The sequence below is a fragment of the Roseibium sp. JB4-4 genome (assembly GCF_055693425.1).
Genome location: NZ_CM146333.1, coordinates 3,813,228 through 3,834,407, shown reverse-complemented (window position 1 = coordinate 3,834,407; position 21,180 = coordinate 3,813,228). Strand labels below are relative to the sequence as shown.

General features: G+C 56.1%; 18 protein-coding genes, 1 tRNA gene and 3 pseudogenes. 14 read left to right on the top strand and 8 right to left on the bottom strand.

All coding sequences use genetic code 11. The features are described 5' to 3' along the window. The first annotated feature begins 2 nt into the window (after positions 1 to 2). From ACZ1HV_RS18105 to ACZ1HV_RS18075, 7 genes and pseudogenes are all read left to right on the top strand, one after another. Positions 3 to 836: an alpha/beta fold hydrolase gene (locus ACZ1HV_RS18105; protein ID WP_472715918.1), complete on the top strand. Its 834-nt coding sequence runs from the start codon at positions 3 to 5 to the stop codon at positions 834 to 836. Beyond that, positions 837 to 1,226, top strand: a pseudogene (locus tag ACZ1HV_RS18100) (ASCH domain-containing protein); the annotation flags it as partial. Positions 1,227 to 1,259: 33 nt separating this feature from the next. After that, positions 1,260 to 1,787: an O-acetyl-ADP-ribose deacetylase gene (locus ACZ1HV_RS18095; RefSeq protein WP_472718468.1), complete on the top strand. Its 528-nt coding sequence runs from the start codon at positions 1,260 to 1,262 to the stop codon at positions 1,785 to 1,787. Next, positions 1,787 to 3,781, top strand: coding sequence for an ATP-binding protein (locus ACZ1HV_RS18090; RefSeq protein ID WP_472715917.1), 1,995 nt, complete (start codon positions 1,787 to 1,789; stop codon positions 3,779 to 3,781). The genes ACZ1HV_RS18095 and ACZ1HV_RS18090 overlap by 1 nt, the downstream gene beginning before the upstream one ends. Then, positions 3,768 to 5,399: an acyl-CoA synthetase gene (locus ACZ1HV_RS18085; RefSeq protein ID WP_472715916.1), complete on the top strand. Its 1,632-nt coding sequence runs from the start codon at positions 3,768 to 3,770 to the stop codon at positions 5,397 to 5,399. The genes ACZ1HV_RS18090 and ACZ1HV_RS18085 overlap by 14 nt, the downstream gene beginning before the upstream one ends. Before the next feature lie 95 nt (positions 5,400 to 5,494). Then, complete coding sequence (locus ACZ1HV_RS18080) at positions 5,495 to 6,355, top strand: hydroxymethylglutaryl-CoA lyase (RefSeq protein ID WP_472715915.1); 861 nt, start codon at positions 5,495 to 5,497, stop codon at positions 6,353 to 6,355. Further along, positions 6,352 to 7,140 carry a crotonase/enoyl-CoA hydratase family protein gene (locus ACZ1HV_RS18075; protein WP_472715914.1) on the top strand — a complete coding sequence of 263 codons (789 nt, stop codon included), beginning with the start codon at positions 6,352 to 6,354 and terminating at the stop codon, positions 7,138 to 7,140. Before ACZ1HV_RS18080 ends, ACZ1HV_RS18075 begins: the two co-directional genes overlap by 4 nt. Before the next feature lie 10 nt (positions 7,141 to 7,150). Here the strand turns inward: ACZ1HV_RS18075 and ACZ1HV_RS18070 are convergent, their stop codons facing one another. The 8 genes from ACZ1HV_RS18070 to hemC all read right to left on the bottom strand — a co-directional run bounded on the left by ACZ1HV_RS18070 (position 7,151) and on the right by hemC (position 16,268). Beyond that, the gene (locus ACZ1HV_RS18070) at positions 7,151 to 7,972 is read right to left on the bottom strand and encodes a hypothetical protein (RefSeq protein WP_298985373.1); all 822 of its coding nucleotides are present in this window, start codon (positions 7,970 to 7,972) and stop codon (positions 7,151 to 7,153) included. Between the two features lie 198 nt (positions 7,973 to 8,170). Further along, positions 8,171 to 8,980, bottom strand: a complete 810-nt coding sequence (locus ACZ1HV_RS18065; RefSeq protein ID WP_298817178.1) for a response regulator — start codon at positions 8,978 to 8,980, stop codon at positions 8,171 to 8,173. A gap of 285 nt (positions 8,981 to 9,265) precedes the next feature. Next, the gene (locus tag ACZ1HV_RS18060) at positions 9,266 to 10,036 is read right to left on the bottom strand and encodes a hypothetical protein (protein ID WP_472715913.1); all 771 of its coding nucleotides are present in this window, start codon (positions 10,034 to 10,036) and stop codon (positions 9,266 to 9,268) included. Between the two features lie 213 nt (positions 10,037 to 10,249). Continuing rightward, positions 10,250 to 10,325 (bottom strand) — tRNA-Thr (locus ACZ1HV_RS18055). Between the two features lie 218 nt (positions 10,326 to 10,543). Continuing rightward, positions 10,544 to 12,475, bottom strand: a complete 1,932-nt coding sequence (locus tag ACZ1HV_RS18050) for a heme biosynthesis HemY N-terminal domain-containing protein (RefSeq protein ID WP_472715912.1) — start codon at positions 12,473 to 12,475, stop codon at positions 10,544 to 10,546. Between the two features lie 72 nt (positions 12,476 to 12,547). Further along, positions 12,548 to 14,497 carry a COG4223 family protein gene (locus ACZ1HV_RS18045; protein WP_472715911.1) on the bottom strand — a complete coding sequence of 650 codons (1,950 nt, stop codon included), beginning with the start codon at positions 14,495 to 14,497 and terminating at the stop codon, positions 12,548 to 12,550. A gap of 120 nt (positions 14,498 to 14,617) precedes the next feature. Beyond that, positions 14,618 to 15,322, bottom strand: a complete 705-nt coding sequence (locus ACZ1HV_RS18040; protein ID WP_472715910.1) for a uroporphyrinogen-III synthase — start codon at positions 15,320 to 15,322, stop codon at positions 14,618 to 14,620. Positions 15,323 to 15,341: 19 nt separating this feature from the next. Then, complete coding sequence (gene hemC / locus ACZ1HV_RS18035) at positions 15,342 to 16,268, bottom strand: hydroxymethylbilane synthase (RefSeq protein WP_298985365.1); 927 nt, start codon at positions 16,266 to 16,268, stop codon at positions 15,342 to 15,344. A 95-nt stretch (positions 16,269 to 16,363) separates the two neighbouring features. Here hemC and tsaD point away from each other — a divergent pair, with 95 nt between their 5' ends. The 7 genes and pseudogenes from tsaD (at position 16,364) to ACZ1HV_RS18000 (ending at position 21,143) form a co-directional block, all read left to right on the top strand. Next, the gene (gene tsaD, locus ACZ1HV_RS18030) at positions 16,364 to 17,470 is read left to right on the top strand and encodes a tRNA (adenosine(37)-N6)-threonylcarbamoyltransferase complex transferase subunit TsaD (RefSeq protein WP_472715909.1); all 1,107 of its coding nucleotides are present in this window, start codon (positions 16,364 to 16,366) and stop codon (positions 17,468 to 17,470) included. A 132-nt stretch (positions 17,471 to 17,602) separates the two neighbouring features. Then, the gene (locus ACZ1HV_RS18025; protein ID WP_298963681.1) at positions 17,603 to 18,106 is read left to right on the top strand and encodes an NUDIX hydrolase; all 504 of its coding nucleotides are present in this window, start codon (positions 17,603 to 17,605) and stop codon (positions 18,104 to 18,106) included. A gap of 27 nt (positions 18,107 to 18,133) precedes the next feature. Next, a complete protein-coding gene (locus ACZ1HV_RS18020) occupies positions 18,134 to 18,610 on the top strand; it encodes an NUDIX hydrolase (protein ID WP_472715908.1) in 477 nt (158 codons plus the stop codon). Further along, positions 18,597 to 19,605 (top strand): annotated as a pseudogene (locus ACZ1HV_RS18015) (NAD(P)H-dependent glycerol-3-phosphate dehydrogenase). Before ACZ1HV_RS18020 ends, ACZ1HV_RS18015 begins: the two are co-directional and overlap by 14 nt. Positions 19,606 to 19,766: 161 nt before the next feature. Beyond that, positions 19,767 to 20,057 carry a YciI family protein gene (locus ACZ1HV_RS18010; RefSeq protein WP_152499673.1) on the top strand — a complete coding sequence of 97 codons (291 nt, stop codon included), beginning with the start codon at positions 19,767 to 19,769 and terminating at the stop codon, positions 20,055 to 20,057. Continuing rightward, the gene (locus ACZ1HV_RS18005) at positions 20,058 to 20,483 is read left to right on the top strand and encodes an EVE domain-containing protein (protein ID WP_298963680.1); all 426 of its coding nucleotides are present in this window, start codon (positions 20,058 to 20,060) and stop codon (positions 20,481 to 20,483) included. 1 nt (position 20,484) lies between these two features. Beyond that, positions 20,485 to 21,143: pseudogene (locus ACZ1HV_RS18000) on the top strand (class I SAM-dependent methyltransferase). Positions 21,144 to 21,180 lie beyond the last annotated feature (37 nt).

The window sequence follows — 21,180 nt, the reverse complement described above, 5'->3', positions numbered from 1 at the left end:
TCATGACCTGGCAGACACCGCAGACATTTGACTTTGAAGGCCATGCAATCCGCTGGGGCAGCCTCGGTGTGGGCGCACCTCTTGTGATGATGCACGGCACGCCGTTCTGGTCTCATGAATGGTCAAGACTGGCTCCCTTGCTGGCACACAACCACAAGGTCTTTTTTTATGACATGCTGGGTTACGGCAATTCAGACCGGCCAGATGGTGACGTGTCGCTTGGCATTCAAAATCGCCTGTTTGCCGCACTGACAGAACATTGGAAGCTGGACCGGCCAGATATCGTCGCACACGACTTCGGCGGAGCGACCGCACTGCGCGCGCACCTGATCGATGCCGTCGACTACAACAGCCTGACACTGATTGATCCGGTCGCCCTGAGGCCGTGGGGCTCACCTCTGGTGCAACATGTGAAACACCATGAGACCGCCTTTGCCGACATGCCCAGCTACATGCACGAGGCAATTCTGCCCGCCTATCTGCAATCGGCAATGCATCACAAGGCAGGCCCCGAGGTTTTGACCCCTTATGCTGATCAGTGGATCGGCGCAGAAAGGCAGGCCGCCTTTTATCGCCAGATCGCCCAGATGGACCAGTGCTATACGGATGAGGTCCAGGACCGATACCCGGAGATCCGTTGCCCGGTACAGATCCTCTGGGGCGAGAAAGACGAATGGATCCCGATAGACCGAGGGCGCGAATTGCAAGCAATGATCCCTGGATCCAGTTTCGTCTCAATCCCCAATGCGGGACATCTGATGCAGGAAGACGCTCCTGAAGCTATCGCCTTTCATGTGCAGAGATTTTTGCAGGCACAGAAAAGTGCCGGGAGCTGAATGATGTTCATTGATGATCTGAAACAGAAGTATCCCGGCGCTGAAACCTTCAAGTTCGGTGACAGCAAGAACCTGAGTGACCAGCTCATCGCGCTGGTTCGCGAAGGAAAGAAAACAGCTACCTGCGGCGCCTTGCGAGACTTTCAGAACGGAGATGAAGCCCTTCCGGCAGTTGGTCGCCGCGACATTGCGCTCAATTGGGATGGTACGCCGGCATTTGTCATTGAAACCGTCGATGTGACGATCACCCGCTTTTGTGACGTTGGCGAAGACTTTGCCCTTGCCGAGGGCGAAAATGACGATCTTGCCGGATGGCAGAGAGATCATCAGACCTATTTTGAACGCAATGGCGGCTTTGCCCGGGAGATGGAACTCGTCTGCGAACGGTTCAAGCTTGTTGAAGATTTGCAAAATCGCGATGACATGTCCCGCTCTCTAAGCCGCATCGAAACACGTATCGGCGACATAACCCGTCTTTCCGTCGATGCAATCGTCAACGCCGCCAATACAAGTCTCCTCGGGGGCGGCGGCGTCGATGGAGCGATCCATCGCGCTGCAGGCCCACGATTGCTTGAAGAATGCCGCAAACTCAATGGCTGCGAACCCGGTCAGGCAAAGATTACCGGAGGATATGAGCTCTCCGCCAGACACGTGATCCACACCGTCGGACCTATCTGGCAAGGCGGCAAAAACGGCGAAGCTGAACTCTTGGCCAGTTGCTATGAAACGAGTTTGCGACTTGCTGCAGAGAACGCTTGCGAAAGCATTGCCTTCCCGTCGATCTCAACCGGCGTTTATGGCTATCCTGCGGATCGTGCCGCGGAGATTGCAACCGCTGCGATAACGAGATCGTTGGTCGACCATCTGAATATCAAGTCCGTCATCTTCGTCGCCTTCAGCGAAGAAAATCATCGTCATCTTTTGGCCGCGCTTGGGAGGGCGGAAGACTGATGTTCAAGAAAATTCTCATTGCCAATCGCGGTGAAATTGCGTGCCGGGTCATGGAAACAGCCAAAACGCTCGGCATCAAGACGGTCGCAATCTATTCGGATGCCGATGCAGGTTCCAAGCACGTTGCCATGGCCGATGAGGCCTATTGGATCGGGCCGGCACCTGTTGCGGACAGCTATCTGAGGATCGATCGAATTGTCGATGTGTGCCGCCAAAGCGGTGCTGAAGCAGTGCATCCGGGCTACGGTTTCCTCTCCGAAAATCCGGGCTTTGTCGAAGAACTGGACAAGGCAGGAATTGTCTTCATAGGACCAAGTGCACACTCCATACGCGCCATGGGCTTGAAGGATGCTGCCAAGGCATTGATGGAAAAGGCCGGCGTACCGGTTGTGCCCGGCTATCACGGGGACAATCAGGACCCGATGTTCCTGAAAGATCGAGCGGATGAAATCGGATACCCGGTTCTGATCAAGGCCCGCGCAGGTGGTGGTGGAAAAGGCATGCGCCGCGTGGATGCCCCTGATGACTTTGCTGCTGCTCTCGAAGGCGCGCAACGTGAGGGCGAAGCCAGTTTCGGTGATGCCAGAGTGCTGATCGAAAAATATCTTACCAAGCCGCGACACATAGAAATCCAGGTTTTCGGCGACAGTTACGGCAACGCGGTGCACCTGTTCGAGCGTGATTGCTCCCTGCAGCGCCGGCACCAGAAAGTCATTGAAGAAGCGCCCGCACCCGACATGCCCGGCGACATGCGTTCGGCCATGGGTTCAGCTGCCGTCAAGGCGGCAAAGGCAATTGACTATTCCGGCGCGGGCACGATCGAATTCATTGCAGACGTGTCTGAAGGTCTCCGGTCCGACCGGTTCTATTTCATGGAAATGAACACCCGCCTTCAGGTTGAGCACCCGGTGACCGAACTCATCACCGGCGTGGATCTCGTGGAATGGCAGCTTCGCGTTGCCTCGGGTGAGCACCTGCCGAAGGCGCAGGAAGATCTCTCCTTCAATGGCTGGGCCTTCGAAGCGAGACTCTATGCAGAAGACGCGCCCAAGGGCTTTCTGCCGGCCATCGGAACGCTCGAGCATCTTTCGCTTCCCGAAGACAACGCACGCGTCGATGCCGGAGTGCGTGCCGGGGACGAAATCAGCCCCTTCTATGATCCGATGATTGCCAAGATCATCGTGCACGGACCAACCCGGGAAGCTGCGCTTGGCAAACTGCTGGCGAGCCTAGAGGCAACTGAAGTCGCGGGCTGTGTAACCAATGCTGCTTTCCTGGCCGCGCTCTGCAGGCACAAGGGGTTCGCCGCAGGAGACGTTGACACGGGTCTCATAGATCGCGACCTGGACCAGCTCATCGACGAACCGGCAGTGCCAGAAGATGCTGTTGCTTTGGCTGCGCTGACATCCCTCGGCCTGACACGGCCTGTCAGCGGTTCCGATCCATTTGAAACACTGGCCGGATGGCGAATATGGAGTGCGTCCCGTCAATATGCTCTTCTGGAAATTGGCGGAGATCGCCGCGATGTGGAAGTTCACGCACGCGGACAAAACCGGTTTGCCGTGCACTTGGCCGATGGCAGCCTCGACTATTCCCTGGTTGAGGTCAGTGGCAATTCCATCACCTTTGACTGCGAAGGCCATCGCGCCCGTGCCGTTGTTGTGGAAGACAGCAAGGGTCTGACCGTCTTTCTGAATGGTTTCGCGTTTCCGGTCGGCCTGCCCGATGCCCTCAGCACGGACGAAGATGCAGGCAGCACAGATGACAAGCTGGTTGCCCCCATGCCCGGACTGGTGAAAGTGCTCAGTGCAAGCGCAGGCGACACAGTGACCAAGGATCAGCCATTGCTCATTCTTGAGGCCATGAAGATGGAACACACACTGAAGGCCCCTCGCGACGGCATCGTAGGTGAGGTTCTGGTTGCGGAAGGCGAACAGGTTACCGACGGAACCGTTCTGCTTGCACTCGCGGAGGAAACCGATGCTGCCGCATGATGCCAGAAGCTACGATGACCTGACTGAGAAGTTCGACTGGGACATTCCAGAGTGCTTCAACATCGGTATCGCGATTTGCGATGTGTGGGCCGAAAAAGAACCGAACCGCGAAGCCCTGGTCTTCGTCAACGAAGACGGCGATATCGCGAGTTACACCTATGCGGATCTGCAAAGGCTGTCCAACCAGCTCGCCAATCTTCTGAAAAGCCAGGGCATGCAACCGGGCGACAGGATAGGGGTCCTGCTGCCGCAACGCCCCGCAACAGCCTACGCCCACATCGCCGCTTTGAAACTTGGAGCCATATCCATACCGCTGTTCACGCTGTTCGGCGAAGAGGCTTTGGAATACCGACTACGCGATTCCGGTGCGAAAGTCGTCGTAACAGATCGGGATGGTGCCGCAAAACTGGCAGACTTGCGGGACCGGTTGCCCGAACTGACCACTGTTTTTTGCGTCGACGGTGAAACCGGTGACGCGCAGGATCTGGCAAGCCACATGGCTGGCCATGAAGACACATTCGAAGCGTTTAACACCTCGCCGGACGACCCGGCAATCATCATCTATACCTCCGGCACGACGGGCCAGCCCAAGGGTGCACTGCACGGTCATCGGGTTCTGCTTGGACATTTGCCGGGCGTTGAAATGAGTCATGACTTTCTCGGGCAACCTGGAGACCGGATCTGGACGCCTGCAGACTGGGCCTGGATCGGCGGCCTTCTGGATGTTCTGATGCCGGCGCTCTATCTTGGTGTGCCGGTTGTTGCCTGCAGATTTAGAAAATTTACCGCGGATGCCGCTTTTCAGCTCCTGCAGGACCAGAAAATCCGCAATGCCTTCCTGCCGCCTACGGCGCTCAAAATGATGCGTCAACTCGAGAACCCGCTGGCACAATGGAAACTTGATCTGCGTTCCGTCGCATCCGGGGGCGAAACACTGGGCGCTGAACTGATCGACTGGGGCAAGAAGACCTTCGGTCTGACAATCAATGAATTCTATGGTCAAACCGAATGCAACATGGTCGTTTCAAGCTGCAAACAGCTCATGGACTCCCGGCCCGGCATCATGGGCCGAGCGGTGCCCGGCCATCAGGTCGGCATTGTGGACGATGAGGGTATAGAGCTGTCTGCCGGGACACTCGGCAATATTGCCATCAAAAGACCGGATCCCGTCATGTTTCTCGGTTATTGGAACAATCCGGAAGCGACAGAAAAGAAGTTTGCCGGAGACTGGCTTTTGACCGGTGATACGGGTCTTTGCGATGCCGACGGGTGGTTGCGTTTTGTCGGACGGGACGACGACGTCATCACGTCCTCCGGTTACCGTATCGGACCAGGTGAGATCGAAGACTGCCTGATCAAGCATCCTACCGTTGCAATGGCAGGTGTCGTCGGCAAACCCGATACGCAGCGCACTGAAATCGTCAAGGCCTATGTGGTTCTGAAAAACGGTATCGACCCTTCGGAAGCACTCGCGAGAGACATTGCCAACTTCGTCAAAACACGTCTGGCGGCTCACGAATATCCGCGCGAAATTGCATTTGTCGATTCGTTGCCGCTGACGACGACTGGCAAGGTTATCCGCCGCGCATTGCGTGCGCGGGCAGAGGAGGAGACGTAAGGCACGTTACAGCGCCTGGCAGGTGCTTCTCCCGTTCAGATGACTTTTCACCGAAATAAGCAGCCCCACTCCCAAAAGGTACTTCGAGCCCAGATATGTCCGAATTCGTCACCATTTTTGAAATGGGCCCGCGTGACGGCCTTCAGAACGAAAAAGCGTTTGTGCCGACTGATCAGAAAATCGAATTGGTTGATCGGCTTTCCGCCTGCGGGTTTCGCAAGATCGAGGTAACCAGCTTCGTCAGTCCCAAATGGGTTCCCCAAATGGCCGATGCACAAGACGTCTTGGATGGGATCTATCGGCATCCCGCCGTGGTCTATTCGGCACTGACACCGAATGTGAAGGGCTACACGGCTGCCCGGAAAGCTTCGGCGGATGAAGTGGCCATATTCGGCTCCGCGTCCGAAGGGTTTTCGAAAAAGAACATCAACTGCTCCGTCGCCGAGAGTATCGAACGGTTCAAGCCTCTGTTCGAGAAAGCTCATCATGACGAGATGCCCGTTCGCGGCTATGTTTCCTGCGTGACCGACTGCCCCTATGACGGGCCGACACCACCTGAAAAGGTTGCTGAAGTTGCCAGCGCGCTCTTTGAGCTTGGCTGTTATGAAGTCTCGCTTGGCGACACAATTGGTGCAGGAACACCCGAGACAATCGGACAAATGCTCGATGCTGTCTTGGTCCATGTACCGGCTGACAAACTCGCCGGGCACTATCATGACACCAAAGCTCGAGCTCTTCAGAACATCAGCGTAAGTCTGGAAAAAGGTCTTCGGACTTTCGACAGCGCGATTGGTGGCCTCGGTGGCTGCCCTTATGCGCCGGGAGCCAAAGGCAACGTCGCAACGGAAGCCGTTGTCGACCTGATGGACGGCAACGGCTTTGAAACCGGCATTCGCCGCGACTTGCTGGCAGAGGTTTCAGAATTTGCACAGAACCTGCGGAGCGCGGACACATGAGCTATGAAACCCTGTCGCTGTCAGTAGACGAACGCGGTGTGGCGACACTCAAATTGAACCGCCCCGACAAGCACAACGCGCTGTCGGCTGCCATGATCGAAGACCTGAGCAATGCTGCAAAGCACTTGGGATCCGATGACAATGTCCGTGTTGTTGTCCTCACAGGCGCTGGCGGCAGTTTTTGTGCCGGGGGCGATCTCGGCTGGATGCGCGAGCAATTCGAAGCGGACCGTGAAACGCGGATGGCCGAGGCGCGCAAACTTGCCATGATGCTCAAAAGTCTCAATGAAATGCCGAAACCATTGATCGGTCGTGTACAGGGTCAGGCTTTTGGCGGCGGTATTGGCATGATGAGTGTCTGCGACACTGTTGTCGTTGTCGAGAGCGCAAAGTTCGGGCTGACCGAAGTCCGCCTTGGCCTTATCCCGGCGACCATCAGCCCCTATGTTTTGGCGCGTATGGGAGAGGGCAAGGCACGTAGGGTCTTTATGTCTGCCCGCATTTTTGGCGCGGAAGAGGCGGTTTCTCTCGACCTTGCGAGGATCGCCGTCAGCGAAGAAGACCTGGATGCCGCCGTAGAGCGGGAAGTGAAACCCTATCTTTCAGCGTCCCCGTCAGCCATCGCGGCCTCAAAGGCACTTGCCCGGTCCTTGGGTCCTGACATTTCGCAAACCGTGATCGAAGATACGGTGCGAAGGTTGGCAGACACCTGGGAAACAAAGGAAGCCCGGGAAGGCATTTCTGCGTTTTTTGAAAAGCGGAAACCATCATGGACGGTCACCTGAAAATCCAGCCTCAACTGCCGCCGCGTCTTGCGTGCTCAATCAACGCCGCGATCCGGGCAACCTGTTTTTCTTCAATCACAGGCTCGTCTTCCGGCGCTCCTCCATACATGCGCTCTCGCTTGCGTCGAATTTTCTTGCGCTGAAGGTCGCTTATGCCATCAGGAAGTTCCATACCGGCTCGGTCAATACTGATAAGCACACGCTGCAGGTCTGGAATAAGCTCCGAAGAGATTGTGAAAGTCGCGCTGTCGTTGCGTTTGAAAACAAGCGTTTTTGTGCTTTCAGCACCGTTGAGTAACACGGCCTTACGCGGCCCTGCCGACCCGATTGTCGACTGAAACCAGGCGACCCAGCCGGAAGCCTGCCAAAGCTTGATCTCTATCGTTTTCACATCTTCATAAGGGACGCGAACACGCAAACCGAATTGCGTGAATTCAAACCCGTTGCCAAAGAAGCGGACCCAGGAAGTGTCCTGCCGCACGGCAACTGTGAAAAACACCATCGACAGGCAGGCGGGTAACAAACACATCAGTGCTAACAGCGCTGCAGCTCCGCTCCAGATGCTCATACCGATGAATGCGAGTGGAAAAAACACAACGCCAAATCCGAACCCGATCGCATCCAGCACTGGAATAGACGGTCTGGAAATCGGCTTGACGGCACCGGAAGGCATTGTTGGACGTGGCAAGGCAGCATAAATGCCGGCTCCGGCAACAATACAGAGCAGGCTGCTAAGGATGGACATGAAAAAATATCCACCGATCACACCCAACAGGCATAGCGCCAAGGGTACGATGCGTCGAACGAATTCAAGTTTTGCTGCTTTGCCCAACCCGTTCTCCACGTTGCCAGACAGTGAAACTGATATGAACTGGAAGACTTACTGATTCTTCTATTGAATCAATAGTTGGTTTCCAAATCAACAATCAGGAAAAGCTATCCAAAACCAATCGCAGGAACAGGTAAACACCGCCATTCCAAATTCAATAAATGTCTTTTGATTTCAGCAGATTGCTTACAAGAGAAGGCGTCAGGACGCCTTCATCTCAGGTTCGTCGAAACTGAACATTCCACGCGACTTTCCAAATTTTGGTATATCGATTTGCAAGAAACGATGCATGACACTGTCAATATCTTCAGCTGTGAACGGCTTCTTCAAGAAGCCGGAAATGCCGACGAAGGCCGCAGATCTTTGCAGATAAGACGTTTCGTTGGTCGACATCATATAGACGCCGACTTTGCTGGACAGATCGCGAATTGATCCGGCAAGCTCAAGTCCGTCGGCGCCCGGCATATGAAAATCCGTCAGCACCAATTTAAATTTGCCGGATCTCATCGCTTTGATCGCGGACTGAGCACCGTCTGCTTCTGAAATGTCGAAGCTGAAACGGCTACCTTCCAGGATCTTGCGCGTCATTTTCCGCATCGTCGCCGAATCATCGACGATAAGGATCGGACAGGCGGTCCCCATCTTGATTTGTGTCGCAACAATGCTGGACACGTCGTCCTGATGAAATGGCTTTTTCAGAAAGTGGTAGGCGCCGTTTTGCCTTAAGCTGACTTCGTCCTGCTCGTCCAGGCTGCTGGACATGGCGACAACGAGACATTTGTCGGACTTCGTACCCTTTATCGAAGCAACCACCTCCGGTCCGCGCAGACCAGGCAGATTGACATCGATGAAAGCAAGATCGATCTGCTTTTGTCTGAGAACGTCAAGTGCAGCCCGCCCGTTGTTGACGATGTCGATCTCGATATACCGCTTTGATCGGTGAACGTTGATGCCATCATTAACCACATCACGGGCAATAGAGCTGGCATCAGCGACCAAAATGCGGATCATTTTGTGAAGCAATGTCTATTACCTTTGCATGATCAGTAATCCGCACCCTGCGGACTTGTCGAATTTGACAATTAAAATAGCTGAACAATTGTATATTTTCAGTTACTCAATCCTAAGCATTAATTACAACCTAAGATATACTAAATGAATACACGACGTCACTAGAGGAGCGGATTGATAAATATAGAACTTTTCCTGCTTACCGAGAAAACTTCTTCAATTTGCCCTACAAAAAACTCAATTATTACAAAGGCTGAACATACCCTTGGTTGCCGCACGCACTGTTCACTCAGTTAGCGGAACATCTTCCGTGTGTTCGTCAGGCTGTTCAAATTCTGCGTGTTTTCCAAAAATGTCGCGCGTCACCCCGGACGCGTGCATTCGCGCAATCTCCGAATTGACTGTCTTCAAAAAAGTTCTGCTGGCCGCGCTGTCGTGGCAAACGAACGTAATGGGAAATCTCAGCGTGTCCGGCGCGACAGGACTGACATGCAACGCATCCGGCCTGTCAAGGTCTTCCAAAGCGAGGGCTGTATCGGGATGGTGGCCCAAAAAAGCGTCGATGCGATCCAGTTCCAGCATCCTGATCAACTGTTCTTCAGAGGCGATCGGGACATATTGATCTGCATTCTCTCCCAGGAAATGCACCGCACCTGAACCACGAATATAGCCAACACGTTCAGGCCGAAAGTCGGTAAGCGCTGCTCCAGCTTCTTGTCGCTTTGCCGTATAGAGCCGCAGCGAGACGACATCGACCGTGTCGGACGTTCCGAACATTGACGCTGCTGCACCCAATTTGAGTGCCCGAATGTTTGACGGAAAGATGCAGGACTGTTTGTCCTGTCTGAACAGGTTGCTGGCACGCAGCAAAGGAGCCGACTTCCGTTCGGTCGTCAATCCCGTTCGCTCGAACAGAACCTCCAGGAAACGATCGTATTGTCTTCCGCTGTCTTCCGTCAGACGATGCGGGAGGTAGTACATATAAAGTGTGAGGTCATCGGAAGCACTTGCCGGGGCCTTGCCAAGCAAGCAAACAAGACCAAGGGCGAACAACAACAGTCGGTACCAGCGTCTTTCCCGGCAACAAATCATACTCGATACTGCCCGTCGCACCGGCAACATGCAAGACACGCTCCTCGGCGCACAGTTTCTTGACCTTTGCAGGCGCATCTCTTTGACAATTATCGACATATTGTTCAGCTCGAGCTCAGGGCTCGTGTCTCCGGCACAGACCGTCACCGATTTCTTCGGACAGGACATGTGGAAATCTGGTGCTGCTGAAGGGACTCGAACCCCCGACCCCATCATTACGAATGACGTGCTCTACCAACTGAGCTACAGCAGCACTTGCTTGCAACCAACAAGCTGCGCGCATTGCGCGATCACACCCGATTGCCTCGGGTGGGCCGCTAATTACCGGAGCTTGGCGTCATATGCAAGAGCCTAAAACCAGCTCTTTTTCGGATCATCACATCTTCCCGACAAGCGACGGGACTGTGAAGTCTGCCGAAAGAAATCTGAGGCCAACAGACATATCAGGCAATTGATGAGCGAGCCCGGAATTTAGTTGAAAAACCGGGGTCGCGTGGTCTTGGCCGCCTTTTTGTCGTCGTCATCATCATCGGGACCGGGATCATCCGGCATTCTGGACAACGGAAATTCGATTGGCCGATTGAGATCTTCCTTGTCCGGTTCTGGCTCAGCGGCATCAGCTTTGGGCTTTTCAGTCTCCTCAGCGGCATCGGCTTTGGCCTCGACATCCTTCTTGTTGTCGTCTGCCGCACCAACAACCACTTTGTCTTCGGGCTTTTCCGAGGCCTTGGGAGCATCAGGTTTGGCTGCAGGAAGTGCGGGTGCTGCCGCAGAGGCAGACGCCTCAGGGAGGTCCTTCAATGAGGGGCTGTATTTGACATCGTCTGTCGTGCCTTCGTAGCCCTGTTTTCCGGTTTTTGCTTCTTCAATGGATGAAACATCTGCCGGAGTTGCCGCACTATTCTCTGCCTGCACGGGTGCAGCAGAAACCTGACTGTCTTTCGAAACAGGCTCAGCTTCAAGGTCCACCGCGGCCGGTTCTGAAACCACTTCAACTGGCTTTATAGGCGAGGCAGGTTCAGGGTCTGCCATCGACGCCGCCGGTGCCAGTGCAGGCGCCTCGAACAGGCTGTCCTCTAAAACATCGGCTGCTTCTTCAGCCAGGCTTCCGGTCGTGCTCCATTCGAATGCGTCCAGCCGTCCGGTAACCGGCGAGACGGCCTGCCAGTCGGCGGAAACAATGCCGTCGGCGACCCAGGCTTTGTCCATCGGCGCATTCACGGCGCGCGCCAGCCAGTCGCGCATACGCCCTTTGTCGCCGCTTTCGGTCTCTTCAAGTTCCGCCATGGCCAGAAAGGCCTTGCGGGTCGGTTCGCTCTGGAGAGCTTTCTTCAGCTGTTTGCGGGCTTCGTCGAACTCGCGTGCTTCCATCGCAGCCCTGGCAATTGCCATGGCGCCCTCGGGCGTGTTGGCACGTTGTGCTGAAAGCGCCTTCACACGTTTGAGCCGATCTACGGCTGAGTCCCCCGTGCGCACATGAGCATAGGTCTCGGCAAGATCAGGGTGCGGGAACAGGCGCCAGGTCGCCTCCAGAACCTTGGAGGCCTTGCGGATATCCCCCCGGCGCGTCGCAAGACGTGATGTCAGAACCGAGGCCGGCACAAGATCCAGCGCCAGTCCGTGCGCTTCCTTGGCCAACGAAAATGCCCGTTCTGGTTCGCCGTCCTCGAGTTTCTGGGCAAGCGCCGTCAGGATAACGGCACGCTGACGCCGATAGGTCTTCTTGTCCATCAACTTCGCAGCGTAATTACGCTCCAGGGTCTTCAGAGCTTCATCCCAATGATGGGCAACGGCCTGATATCCGAGCACCGCCTTGCCGGCCCACTCCAGGCCGGGTGAGGTCTTCGCGGCTTCCTCGGCATAGTGGCGTGCTGCTATCGGCTCCCTGTGGCGCTCGGCTTCCACGAAGAGCCCGTGCAGCCCAAGAGCTTTTGTTGACGGATCGTCCAACATGGCTTCGAACCGCTGCCGCGCCTCGTCGTCCTTGCCGGCCAATTGTGCGGTTTGGGCGAGCAAGAGCTTTGTGGCCGGTTCCTCGGAAAGCAATTTGTCGGCATCGACGCCGAAACGGCGTGCCTGTTTCGCGTTGCCGGTGCCAAGCGCAATCAAGCCTTGCGACAATGCGCTATAGCCCTTGTCCTTGCGCCTGCGCTGAAAAAAGCGGCTCGCAATGACAGGCGACTTCAGGATCACGCGAATGATCCAGACTGCAAGAAGGAAGATTGCCAGAAGCACACCCACCACGACGGCGGCAACTGCCGGTGTCTGTTGCCAAACGATCGGAACCCTTTGAGGGTCCGGGCTTGTCCACTGGATGGAAACCATTCCCGGCACATCCGCGAGCCACGCAAAGCCCAATGCGACGAGAAACACAATGATGAAAAAACCGAGGACCCGGATCATGAAAGTCGCTCCCGAGGATTATCGGTCGAAACCGGTCGTGTATCGTTTTTTCCGGCGAGCCGCAGCTGCCGATCAGCTTTCTTTATTGGCAAGCGCATTGAGCACTTCCTCTGAGGCTTTGTTGGTCAGGTCGTCGACTTCAACACGGGCTTGTGCCCGCGCTACCCACGTTGCAGCCAAGGACTGAGCATCGGCAGGAAGCTCTTGATATGCAGCGATTGCCGCTTTCAGATCGCCTTGGCTAACCGCAGTATCCATCCTGTGCAACGCAGCCTCTGGCCCACTCCCATCTCCATCGCCAAGACCGCGAACACTGACGATCGATCTGGCGCTGGACAAGAGATTGTCAATCACATCGCCCGAACGATCCGGCTCGGCAAAAGTCTGGTAAATCTTTTGAGAAACAGGTGGAAACTGAGCTATGAGAACTGCCACTGGTTCAACACCAGCGGACGCATGCGCCTCAAGTGCATTCAGATCGATATCCGACGGCAGGCCGGCCTTTACTGCTGCCAGTTCGGTTTCATATGGGCGACCGGAATCCACGGCTGATTTCAACGCCGAAACAGAAAGCGCACGCGCGGCAACTTCGCGAGCCGTGGCATCTCCCATAGTGGCTTCAACCGCGGCAAGGCGTTTGGACATTGATTCCAGTTCGGAACGGATGGTTTCCACTGCCGAATTGTTTGCACTGCCGACCGACTTGATGTCCTCCGAAAGGCTCGAAAGCGTTTCCGTCGCGCGCGCTTGGCTGTCGGCAAGGGTCTTCAGGGAGACGTCGGATGTGGAGACGGCGGTTTGAGCAGCCTTGGCTGTCGCCGCAGTGTTGTCCAGCTGCGTCTGCAATTCACCAAGCGTCGTCTTCAATTCACCCAATTGCGTGTCCAGACCGGACACCGATCCGGAGAGCTTCTCAGCTTCGGACGATGAAGAGGTTGTTGCTGCTTCCAGTTTCTCAAGACGGTCTTCAAGTGGCTTTACGCCAACGGAAGACGAACCACTGGGGGAATTTTCCAATGCAGACACACGATCCTGCAACGGCGTCAGATCAACCGCTGCTCCACCACTGCCAGCTGCACTTACAGATGCAACATCGCTTTTCAGGCTCTCAAGCTCCTGCTTGAGCGCTTCGACTGCTGACCCGGCGTCACTGGATGTTGCCGACACTGCATCCTCAAGTTTGCCTTCAAGCGCGGCAACCTTGCCCTCTAGAGCTGACAGGGCTCCGCCTGCATCGGAATTGGCGGCGCTCGACGTTATCTCGCCGAGCTTCTCCTCCAGATCCGCGATCTTGCTTTCCGCTGCCGAAAGTGCGCCGGCAACCTGCAGATCCTGCTCGGGTGTTAACTTCAAGATGCCGGCCTGATGAAGACCAAAACCACCGCCGAGCACGATGATGCCGCCGATGACGGCAGCAATCAGAACACCGAAGGCGCCGACACCACCGCGGTCTTCTGCCGCTGGTGGATTTGAAAATGTGGTGGAACCGGTTGCCGGTGATGAACTGGCCGAAGCGCCGGTGCGGCTCGATCCGGTGGACGTACCGCTGGCAGGCGCGGACGGTTTCGAAGCTGTTGAACTCGTCGAAGACTTGGAAGACGAGCTTGACGAAGACGTGCTCGCGGACGCCGCGCTGCTTTTGGGCGAGCTGTAAGGAGATCCTGTCGCGGAACTGCCTGGTTTCGTTCCCTTGGATCCAGCACCAGATGATGCTGAGGATGCGTATTTAGCCGCAGAAGGCGCCGCGCCAGACGGTCCGCTGCCACCTGTCTTGGAGCCCGTTGTCGGTGTGCTACTCGCAGCGCCGGTTTTCGGCGGTGTAGCCGTGCTTCCAGCGGATTTGGCATCCACCTTTTCGGCCTTCAGATCAATGGTCACCGGACGCTTCGAACTTGCGGAGGATGCACTTGCGCTCCCTGACGAGGATTTGGCAGCGCCCTTATCCCCGGAAGCGCCTTCACCTTTGGACCCACTTCCGCCAGAAGAGGATGTCCCGTCAGAAGATTTCTTGTCCGTCGCCATCTCGTTTCCTCCTGAACCCAATCGGTTCCAAGATCTTCACTATACACACCTCTTTGCGAAGCGGTACCGCTGCGCCAAAGTCTTTTGCGCGCTGCAAAAGAACGACTCTCCCGGATCTGGTTAACACTCCGCTAACGCCAGATCCAGCAGGGCTTTTTCATTTGGTGCGTCTGCGACATGCACCCTCATGATCCTTGATATCGGCTCCGCAGCCTGTTGCGAAATGGCGTAAACCGGCAAACTGGAAAAAATGTGTTCAAGTTCTCCTGATCCGATCAGGTTCCGCAGCACTTCTGCAGTTCGCCTCGAAAATATGAGAACGCGATCCGTGATCCCCTGCTGGGCGGCACTGAGCGCTTCGGCCGGGAAATTCTTCGCCGGTTCCATGGAATAGACAACTGAAAGACGGCACTGGATATCGGCCTTTGCCAGCAATCCGACGAGATCACCCGACCGGTCGGCGGCAGCCGGGTAGAGCAGTTGCCCACCGGAAATTTCCGCCTTGTGGTCGCAAATCAGTTGCGACAGCCCTTTGAGATTTCCACCAGCGGTGCAGACGTGTTCAAAACCGGCAGAACGGCAAGCTCCGGCGGTTGCCTCCCCCACAGCAAACACAGGCAGCTTGCGCAGCAGTTCAATTTCTGTGTGTCTGGCAAGAACCGCAACCGCACGCCGGCTTGTTACTGCAAGAGCAGAGGTCGCCTGCAAACCAAACGAAGCAGGTGGACATGACCGAAACTCCAGAAGCGGCGCTTCGTCGGCAACATGTCCTGCAGCCCGCAATTTGTCTGCGGTTCGCCTGCAATCCGGTTGAGGGCGTGTCACCAGAAACCGCATTGCCCTGTTAGTGATCCGCCAGAAAACCGGGACCCATCTTGGCTTTCAGTGCCTCCCCGGCTGTGCGGCCGATTTCAACGGCATCGGACACATTGCCTTCGTTGGTGGCCTCATGCATTTCAGAACCATCCGGTTTCAGCACAACCCCTTTGAAATTCATGACACCGTCGGCAATCGAGGCAAGGCCGCCAATCGGTGTCCGGCAGGACCCGTCAAGAACGGCCAGGAAGGCACGTTCAGCATCCAGACGATATTGCGTTTCCTGGTCATGGATCGCTGCCAGCATGGCAAGCGTTGCCTCATCTTTCTCGCGGCTTTCGATGCAGATCGCCCCCTGTCCGACAGCAGGCAGAAATTCGTCCGTTCCAAGCAAACTGGTGATCTCGTTCTCAAGCCCAAGCCGTCTCAAACCGGCCGCTGCAAGCAGTGTCGCATCAACTTCGCCTTCGGCCAGTTTGCGCAAACGCGTCTGCAGATTGCCGCGATACATCACCACTTCCAGGTCCGGCCGCAACCGCTTGATCATGGCCTGACGGCGCAAGGAACTTGATCCGACCACGGCTCCATGTGGAAGTTCGGTGAGTGTCTTGGCCTTTGGCGACAAAAACGCATCGCGCACATCTTCGCGCGGCAGGAATGCCGTCAAGGCGAGACCATCAGGCAGCACCGTCGGCATATCCTTGGAAGAGTGCACGGCAATATCGATCCGTCCGTCAAGCAGGGCTTCTTCGATCTCCTTGGTAAAGAGGCCCTTGCCGCCCACTTCCGAAAGCGGTCTGTCTTGTATCTTGTCGCCCGAAGTCTTGATCACAACGATCTCGAAAGCATCTTCACCAAGGCCATGTGCCACCATGAGCCTTTCACGGGTCTCATGTGCCTGCGCCAACGCCAACGCGCTTCCCCGGGTTCCAATGCGCAAAGGATTTGTTTGCAAGATTTACCGTCCAGATGTTACGCCCGGCAGTCTGTCGCCGGGCACGCTATTTTGTCTGATCGAATGACCTATCACAGGCCACAGCTGAAAAACCAATGACTTCAGTCAAGAAAAACAACAATAGGACCACTCTAACCGTTCTGGGAATCGAAACCAGCTGCGACGAAACAGCCGCGGCGGTCGTGACAGGCCCCGAAGACAGAAAAATCCTCTCCAACACGATCCGCTCGCAGATTGACGAACACACCGTTTTCGGTGGCGTCGTGCCCGAAATTGCAGCACGCGCGCATATCGACATACTTGACCGGATCATCGATGAGGCAATGCAACAGGCCGGATGTGACTGGGATGACATCGACGCAGTTGCGGCAACAGCTGGCCCTGGTCTGATCGGCGGTGTCATTGTCGGTTTCATGACCGCAAAGGCGATTGCCATGGCGGCCGGCAAACCTCTGGTTGGCGTCAACCATCTGGAAGGGCACGCGCTCACCGCCCGCTTGACCGACAATCTGGATTTTCCATTCCTGCTGCTCCTAGTGTCAGGCGGCCATAGCCAGTTTCTGCTGGTTCGCGGTGTTGGCGACTATGAACGGCTTGGCACCACCATCGACGATGCAATTGGCGAAGCTTTTGACAAGACCGCCAAGCTGCTCGGCCTTCCATACCCGGGAGGGCCTCACGTTGAAAAAATGGCTGAAAAAGGCGACGTCACCCGTTTCAGATTGCCGCGCCCCCTGCTCGACCGACCAGGGCTCGATATGTCTTTTGCGGGATTAAAAACCGCGCTTCGCACACAGGCCAAGAAACTGGAGCCGGTCGATGACCAGACAGTCGCCGACCTTTGTGCGGCATTTCAGCGTTCCGTTTCCGACGTTCTTGCGGCCCGAACCAAGTCGGCTCTGGAGCTTTTCGGCGAGAAACACCCGGATGCCGAACCGGTCATTGTGGTTGCCGGCGGAGTCGCCGCAAATCAGGAAATTCGCGAAAGCCTGCTTTCGGCAGCCCAAGCTTCAAATGCCCGTTTCGTGGCTCCACCCATGTCGCTTTGCACGGACAATGCGGCGATGATTGCCTGGGCAGGCCTTGAACGCCTGCAACTCGGTCCCGTTGACGACATGACGCTTTCACCCCGTCCGCGCTGGCCCTTGGACAGCGCCAACGCCGGCGTTCTCGGTGCGGGCAAAAAAGGCGCCAAGGTCTGAAGCCTTGGCGGCGGGGGCTACCCTGAGCTATTGCCGGAACGGGAATTGATGAGTTTCTGCTGAAACTAATTCTTTGGAATGTCGCCCGAGCCTGATAGGAAACTTCAGCTCTGCAAGATGGATCCCATTTGAATGCGCGTCTACCACAAGGCCTATGTTTACCTGACCTGCGGCACGGACCTTCTGGTCTTCAACGAACCTGACACGCCGTATCTCGGCCTGCAGGTTCCAGGTGGCACCGTGGATCCCGGTGAGAGCTTCTTAAAGGGAGCCATGCGCGAATTTGCCGAGGAAACCGGCCTGACGCTTGACGTAGCCTTTGATCATTTTTCTGATCAGGACCTGCCTTTTGAAACCTTGCCAAAGGTCGGCCAATATCTTGCACCGCCGGACCGCCCGTTGAAGGGCCGCCACATTCGCCGCAACTATCATGTCACGATTCCAAAGCGGCCCAAGGAGAATTGGGAACATTACGAGATGTTTCCAAGCAGCGGAGGAGATCCGATTTGTTACCGTTTTTTCTGGATTGATCTCTTTGGTCCCGAAGCAATGAACGAAGAAGCCTTTTTTGCAGCATTCGGCACTCCGCTCGCATTGCTTCGCAAGCGTTTGGCACCGCTACAAGACGCAGCCTGAGCCAATTTGGATCCGGAGAACCTGGTCATGCAGATCTACCACAAGGCTTATGTCTATCTGACCTGTGGGCCGGAGCTTCTGGTGTTTATCGAACCAGACCACCCCAACCCGGACCTGCAAGTACCAGGAGGCACACTCGATCCAGGCGAAAGCTATCTGCAGGGCGCGAGACGCGAATTCGTTGAAGAGACAGGACTTTCATTGGATATCGCGTTCGAATCGTTCGCCGACCAGGACCATATCTTCGAAGGTGTTCCCAATTGTCTCGACGGACTGCATCGGCGGCGACATTTCCACGGCCGTATTCTGCAAAAGCCGGAGGTGGAGTGGGAACACTATGAAATGAGCCCGAGCACAGGCGGACCGCCGATCCGGTTTCGCTTGTTCTGGCTCGATTTGTTTGCCGAAGATGCGCCCGCCGAAACCCGGTTCTTTCAAGGTTTTGGAGCGCAGCTTGAAACACTACGGACGCGCATGGAAAGGCAGAGCAATGGGCGCCATTAAGACCATTGGTGTCATCGGCGGTGGCGCATGGGGAACCGCCCTGGCCCTCACGGCAGCCCGCTCCGGCAGCGACGTGCGCCTGTGGGCGCGCGATCCGGGCATAGTTTCCGATATCCGGTCACGCAGACAAAACAGCCGATATTTGCCCGGCATTACCTTCGACGAAGACCTGAACGCGACCACTTCACTGGAAGAGGTTGCCGGTGCAGACGCTTTACTGCTGGTCACACCGGCACAGACGACCCGTGCGATGTTGGCAGCGCTCAAGGAAACCGGCAGGACGCATGGGCCCGTCGTTCTCTGTGCAAAGGGTATCGAGCAGACTTCCGGCAAGCTTCTGTCAAAAGTCCTGAGCGAAGAATTGCCGGGTGCCGAAGCTGCAGTGCTGTCGGGTCCGAGTTTTGCTGACGATGTCGCGCGCGGCCTGCCAACGGCGGTCACCGTCGCAGCAAGCTCGACCAAAACGGCTCTGAACCTTTGCGAGATCAATGCAATCGCCCTGTTTCCGTCCCTATGCGTCGATCGACATTCTCGGTGCCCAGATCGGGGGTGCCCTGAAAAATGTCCTGGCCATTGCCTGCGGCGCGGTTGTCGGTCGGAAACTTGGCGCAAGTGCTCAAGCTGCCCTGACCGCGCGCGGATTTGCCGAACTCAGCCGTCTCGGGACCGCAATGGGTGCACAATCTGAAACACTGACCGGTCTCTCCGGTCTTGGCGACCTGGTACTCACCTGCTCGTCCAGCCAGTCGCGCAATTTCTCCTTTGGGCTGCGCCTCGGCGAAGGCTTTATGGCCTCTGAGTTGATCTCCGCTGGCGGCAAACTGGCCGAGGGCGCCTATTCGGCGCGTGTTGCAGTCAAACTCGGTCAGAAACACGACATTGACGTTCCGATCTGTGACACAGTGGCAAGAATGATCGATGAAGATTTGTCCATTGACGATGCCCTCAACACACTAATGGCAAGGCCGCTGAAACCTGAATCGGAAGTTGTCTGAACTGCCAGTCTCGTTCCTGGCTTCATTGGCGAACCGCAGGTCCGGCGGGTAATCGGACGGAAAAAACGGTTTTCCGTACTCTCACACGGCATATCAGCATTGAGTTTGCATAGCGTCGAGCCTAGGTTCTGGCAAGAATTGGCAACTCGAGGTTCCCTTACATGCTCTATGCACTGATCTGCACCGACAAACCGGGTGCACTTCAAACCCGCCTTGACAACAGAGAAGCCCATATCGGTTTCCTGAAGGCTCTCGGCAATGGGCTCAAAGCCGCTGGTCCGTTCACCGATGATGAAGGCAACATGACCGGTTCGCTGGTGGTTATTGAAGCCGCCAACCGCGATGAAGCGCTGGCGATTTCGGAAGAGGATCCCTACGCCCGGGCCGGATTGTTCGAGAGCGTGGAAATCCGCCCCTGGAACTGGGTGATCAAAAACCCGGAGGCTTCGTAAGTGCAGTACTGGCTGATCAAGTCCGAGCCGGACAAGTGGTCCTGGGACCAGCAAAAAGCCAAGGGTGAGGCCGGTGAGGAATGGGACGGCATCCGGAATTACCAGGCGCGCAACAACATGCGAACCATGGAGATCGGCGACAAGGCCTTTTTCTATCATTCCAATATCGGCAAGGAAGTTGTCGGTGTCGTGGAAGTCTGCAGCGAAATTCACCCAGACAGCACGACAGATGATCCACGCTGGGAATGTGTTGACTTCAAAGCCGTCTGCGACATTCCCCAGCCCGTGACCCTGGCACAGGTAAAAGCCGAGCCAAGGCTTGAAAAAATGTCGCTGGTAACCTCCATGCGCCTGTCGGTTCAGCCGGTCACGGAAGCCGAATGGAAACTCGTCTGCGAAATGGGCGGATTGAAAGGGCCGGCCTGATATGGCTGCAATCGAGGATCCGGCCGCGTTCATCCTGCGGGAAACGAAGGTCAAGCCGGTTCCTCATGCTGAGGAGATCCGGCTTCATTTGGCCGACGAAGCCATGGCTTTGTGGCAAAAGACGGAAGAGCAGCTTGGCGAAATTGGTCTTGCCCCACCATTCTGGGCCTTTGCATGGGCTGGGGGCAAGGCCTCGCCCGCTACATTCTTGACACGCCAGAGCTGGTCCGCGGCAAGAAAGTGCTCGATTTTGCCTGCGGGTCCGGACTTGTCGGGATCGCCGCCATGATGGCAGGCGCCGCAAGCTGCCATTCGGTGGATATCGACCCGTTTGCTCTTGCCGCGACCAAACTCAATGCCGCGTTGAACAGTGTCTCCCTGACACACGAAACCACAGACATCACGGCTTCCAGCTTGCCCGATGCGGACGTACTCTTTTGTGGCGATGTCTTTTACGATCAGCGCATGGCGACAAAAGTGCTGGCAATGCTTGAACGTGCGGTACAAGAAGAAATGCTGGTGTTCATTGGCGACCCCGGAAGATCCTATCTGCCGGAGGAACGCCTTGAAGAACTGGCAACATATGTTGTTCCGGTAACGGGCGCGCTGGAAGACAATGAGATAAAACGAACACAGGTCTTCCGGTTTCAGGCAGCTTGAGCCCAGGACCTTTGCGTGCTCCTTTTGCGCGGATCGG